Origin of the sequence: Microvirga sp. Mcv34 (assembly GCF_024519725.1) — a bacterium.
In the GTDB taxonomy this organism is placed as follows: Bacteria; Pseudomonadota; Alphaproteobacteria; order Rhizobiales; family Beijerinckiaceae; genus Microvirga.
This window is the reverse complement of record NZ_JALJRK010000172.1, coordinates 1-4,333: the sequence shown is the minus strand read 5'-3', so window position 1 is coordinate 4,333 and position 4,333 is coordinate 1. Positions and strand designations below refer to the sequence as shown.

The 4,333-nt window shown below is 63.2% G+C and carries 3 protein-coding genes, 1 pseudogene and 1 other annotated feature; of the genes and pseudogenes, 1 reads left to right on the top strand and 3 read right to left on the bottom strand.

Annotation, left to right across the window (positions count from 1 at the left end):
* Positions 1–767, bottom strand: a pseudogene (locus tag OC446_RS29515) (IS3 family transposase); the annotation flags it as partial.
* Positions 392–508: a sequence feature (AL1L pseudoknot), on the bottom strand. It overlaps the preceding pseudogene by 117 nt.
* Before the next feature lie 150 nt (positions 768–917).
* On the opposite strand from OC446_RS29515, the gene OC446_RS29510 reads away from it, so the two are divergent.
* Complete coding sequence (locus OC446_RS29510; RefSeq protein WP_262032465.1) at positions 918–1,253, top strand: hypothetical protein; 336 nt, start codon at positions 918–920, stop codon at positions 1,251–1,253.
* 327 nt (positions 1,254–1,580) lie between these two features.
* On the opposite strand, the gene OC446_RS29505 is transcribed toward OC446_RS29510, so the two are convergent.
* Both OC446_RS29505 and OC446_RS29500 read right to left on the bottom strand, forming a co-directional pair.
* Positions 1,581–3,122: a multicopper oxidase family protein gene (locus OC446_RS29505; RefSeq protein ID WP_262032464.1), complete on the bottom strand. Its 1,542-nt coding sequence runs from the start codon at positions 3,120–3,122 to the stop codon at positions 1,581–1,583.
* A 649-nt stretch (positions 3,123–3,771) separates the two neighbouring features.
* Positions 3,772–4,333 (bottom strand): adenylate/guanylate cyclase domain-containing protein (locus OC446_RS29500; protein WP_262032463.1); only part of this gene is annotated, 562 nt, incomplete at its 5' end.

Here is a 4,333-nt window from a genome sequence, read left to right as displayed (position 1 = left end):
GCATTCCAGACATATGCACCCCGGACCATCCGGGACGAGGCGCACCATAGGTGAAGTCGCTCACCCACAAGGCGTTCGGCCGCGGTGCCGTGAACTGCCGGTTGACCCGGTCACGCGGACATGGGGCTGCGGCGTCACTGACGGTTGTCCTGATGCTCTTGCCGCGCACCACCCCCTGGAGGCGCATCTGCCGCATCAGCCGGGCGACCGTGCAGCGGGCCACCGCGATCCCTTCGCGCTACATCTGGCGCCAGACCTTGCGGACGCCATAAACGCCGAAGTTCGCCGCGAAGACCCGGCGGATCTCCCGGCATAGGTCGGCGTCCCGGCGCTCGCGGGCCGGCCGGCGGTCAGGGTCGGCCTTGCGGGCGGCGTGCTCGTAGTAGGTCGACGGGGCGATCGGCAGCACGCGGCAGATCGGCTCGACCCCGTAGACCTCACGATGCTCGTCGATGAACGCCTTCATGGCTTGAAGCGGCGGTCGAGCTCCGCCTGGGCAAAATACGCGCTGGCTTGGCGCAGTTCGCGCACCTCACGCTCGAGCGCCTTGATTCTCTCCTGCTCCGTGCTCGTTGGCCCGGGGCGGAGGCCCTGGTCGCGCTCGGCCTGCCGCACCCAGTGGCCCAGCGTCTCGCCTGAGCAGCCGATCTTGGCCGCAATCGACCGGATCGCGTCATACTGCGAGGTAACTCGTCCCGGGGATCGAAAACCATCCGGACCGCCCGCTCGCGGACCTCTGGTGAATATGTGGCTGTTCGCTTCGTCATGGCTCCATCCTGTCAGGTGTTGGAGCCTCCGGGAATCCCGGCGCGGTTCAAGGAGACCTGCGCCGCATTGTACGGTCACACGGCCCCGCATGATCAGTCCTGTCTGCCAACCTCCATCATTGCTCAAGAGCTAGGGAGGAGTGTATGGTCTTGCGGCAACTCAGACTTGTTCAGGCTTTCATGCTCGTCCTGTCCTCCTCCTGCCCCCGCCACCACATCACCTTCTCGGGTGGGCTGCTCTGCGCTGCTGTGCTTCTGGCTTTTGGGTGGGTCGGCCCGGTGCAGGCCAGCGATGCCGAACTGCAGGCAGCGCTGCAACGAGCCGATTGCGGGTCACCAACGATCAAGCAGCTCTTCCAGCGCGGCGATATCATCGCCTATGAGGCGAACTGCTTTGGCTCGTCGCACCGGGTCGTGACGGTCACATGCACCAAGACCATCTGCCATGTCGATGAGCCCGCACAGGATGAAGAGAGGGGCCGATAAACAGACTTCTCAGATAGGGCCGCACACCCTTCCGACCTGAGACGGGGTCGAACTCCCGGCTCAGGTCGGTTGTAGGCTCCCGTGAGGCAAGCAGAGTGGTTGCTCACGGCCCAGGAAATCGGCCGCCTCCGTGAGCACTACCGGCTGTTCTGGCTCCATTTGCCTCAGTTCGTGGCGCAACCGGAGCCCTACGGGCAGGATCTTCCCCCGGGGGATCTGACCCTTTGGATGCCTTGGGACCACTGCGCAGAGAGGAGTGGTTGCGTTGTCGCGTAACAAGCCGCGCTCAGGGAACCCGCACTCGCCAAAAGAAGCAAGGTGGGCAGTCTATCGCTGGCGTCTCATGGTGCTCATGTCGTGCTGCATCGGCGTTCCGGGCATTGAGCTAGTGGTGGGTGTGGAAGCCGGTGTCGCTCCACTTCCGTGCATATCAGCAGGCATGGCTTGCATCCCCAACGTGCGCCGCCGTGCCCGCACCTCCATTGCAGCGGCCTTGCGGCCCCGCGCTGCCGGATTGGTCTGAGGGGCCGCCGTTGCAGTCTGAGATGCCGGTGCTGCTCCGTCCTGGACCTTGTAGGCCACCGAACCGGGCGGGTTCTGATACCAGCCCGGATCCTTGTAGTCGCCGTGCGCCAGTCCTTCGCGCACCTTCAAAACCGAGAACATCCCGCCCATTTCGACCGGACCAAAGGGGCCGAACCCTGTCATCATCGGCAGCGTGTTGTCGGGGATTGGCATCTCCATCGCTCCCATTTCCGCCATGCCGCTCGATCCCATTGGCATGTAGCCGGGGATCAACTGCCCTACCTTCTTGGCGATGTCGCTCTGGTCAACACCGATATAGGTGCGCACTGAGTGACCCATGGCATTCATGGTATGATGGGCTTTGTGACAGTGGATTGCCCAGTCACCCGGGTTGTCGGCCTTGAACTCGAAGGCCCGCATGGCCCCAACAGGCAGATCAATGGTTACCTCCGGCCAGCGTGCACTCTCCCTGACCCAGCCGCCGTCGGTCCCCGTCACCTCGAAGTCATAGCCATGCATGTGGATTGGGTGGTTGGTCATGGACAGGTTGCCCATCCGGACGCGGACCCGGTCCCCCTTGGCAACCACCAGGGGATCGATGCCGGGGAAGGCTCTGGAGTTCCAGGCCCAGATGTTGAAGTCCGTCATGGTGGCGACCTTGGGGACATAAGCCCCCGGGTCAATGTCATAGGAGGCTACCAGGAAAATGAAGTCGCGGTCGACCCGCATGAAAGCTGGGTCTCTGGGATGAACAACGAACGATCCCATCATTCCCATGGCCATCTGGAAGGTCTCGTCCGCATGCGGGTGGTACATGAAGGTGCCGGACTTCGTCAGCACGTACTCATAGGCGAATGTCTCCCCTGGTTGGATGTGCGGCTGGCTTAAACCTCCAACCCCGTCCATGCCGGAGGGCAGGATCATGCCATGCCAGTGCACCGTGGTATGCTCCGGCAGCTTGTTGGTGACGAAGATGCGCACCTTGTCGCCCTCAACCGCCTCGATTGTGGGTCCTGGGGACTGGCCGTTGTAGCCCCACAGGAACGCCTTCATCCCGGGAGCGATCTCGCGCTCAACCGGCTCGGCGACAAGGTGGAACTCCTTCCAGCCATCAGCCGTCATGCGCCAGGGCAAGGTCCAGCCGTTGAGCGTCACGACAGCGTTGTAGTCAGGCCCTGTCGTCGGTACGAGTGGTGGCTGCGTTGTGCTCTCGCTCATCGTTGCGGCTTCGGGAACTGCAGCCGCCTGCACGCGGCCACTAATTGATGATGCCCCGACCAGGACCGCACCTGAGGCGGCAGCACCAATGAACTCACGGCGATTCATGACCAAAATCTCCTGCATGCCCGCCAATGCCGAAAGGGCTCAAGACGTTCAATGCTGAAGATGCCACCGCTAAGCCGGATGCCTCATCGGAACGTTGGGTTGGTCTGTGCGTTCGCCCGGCAGTGTTGCTCGATCTTGAGAGAGGCCTCTCAGAAGATGAGCGGGAAAGCGGCAACAACGGAGAGCAATCATGAACAACCTTAAGCGATCAATTCTGGCGACATCCCTCCTGATCGGGAGCGCGACTATTGCACTGGCGCAAGGAACTGGTGCAGGAGCAGGTGGCCTTGGCAGTGCCGGTGCGGGGACAACGGGCGGTATCGGCGGATCCGGCGGGGCCGGGAACCCTGCAACGACAGGCAGCACGACGTCCAATGGCGGCGGCGCTCCAATTCTGCCAAGGCGCGGCTCTGGTGCGAGTGGATTTGTCGGTCAGGGTGGCGGCGCTACGGCCGGAAGCAGCGACCCTGGCGCGGCGGACACAAGCGGAACAACAGGTGTTCCCGGCGGGACAGGCACTCCCTCAGTCCCAGCAAGCCGCTACTAAGACGTGGTGGCCACCTGCGCATGAGTTCGGCAGCCCATTGTGCGTGCGGCGCCAGCAACACCGCTCGGCGTCGGGGCAGAGCGGCATTACCTACCAGGCTGTAGCTGCTCCCACATTCCGCTACTGCCCACCATCTCTGCACATAGGTGTGTCTCCTGAGACCCGGCAGGCGTGGACCGCCGCAAGGTGGGGCTGAGATACGGCCGCGGCTCCGACCGGATGCACTGACAGGACATCCGGCAACTCCTCATCGCCGGGGCGTCGTCTGATCGGATGCGCTTCGAGGCCGGCCTGCGTGGATGGCTGCAGCAGGCGCAGGAACCCCTTCGAGACCAATAGATCGACGCCAGCCTCCTTGGCCCGCCGTTCCATGCGGGAAAGGGCGTTCATCGCTGGTCCAAGAACGGTAAATTCGGCGCGTCGGTCATCATCGAAGACGCCCGCGAAGACGAGGCCTCTGTGCAACGCGGCGATGACACGGACACCGGACGGGGCATGGACATGCTCTTGCCATCCTTCAACCTGGCGCAGGGTGTCAAGGGCGGCGGCCAACGCAGAACCGGCCTGCTGTTCAGGAGTGTCGTGAAGGAAGACGGCGAGCACCCCATCGCCGAGGTATTTGTCAATAATGCCCCCGTGGTGAGAGACCGAATCGTGAACAAGGCGCCGAAACTCCATTAGG

Coding starts and splice junctions, on each gene's coding strand:
- OC446_RS29505 (WP_262032464.1), bottom strand. CDS start 3,122: ATGCAGGAGATTTTGGTCATGAATCGCCGTGAGTTCATTGGTGCTGCC.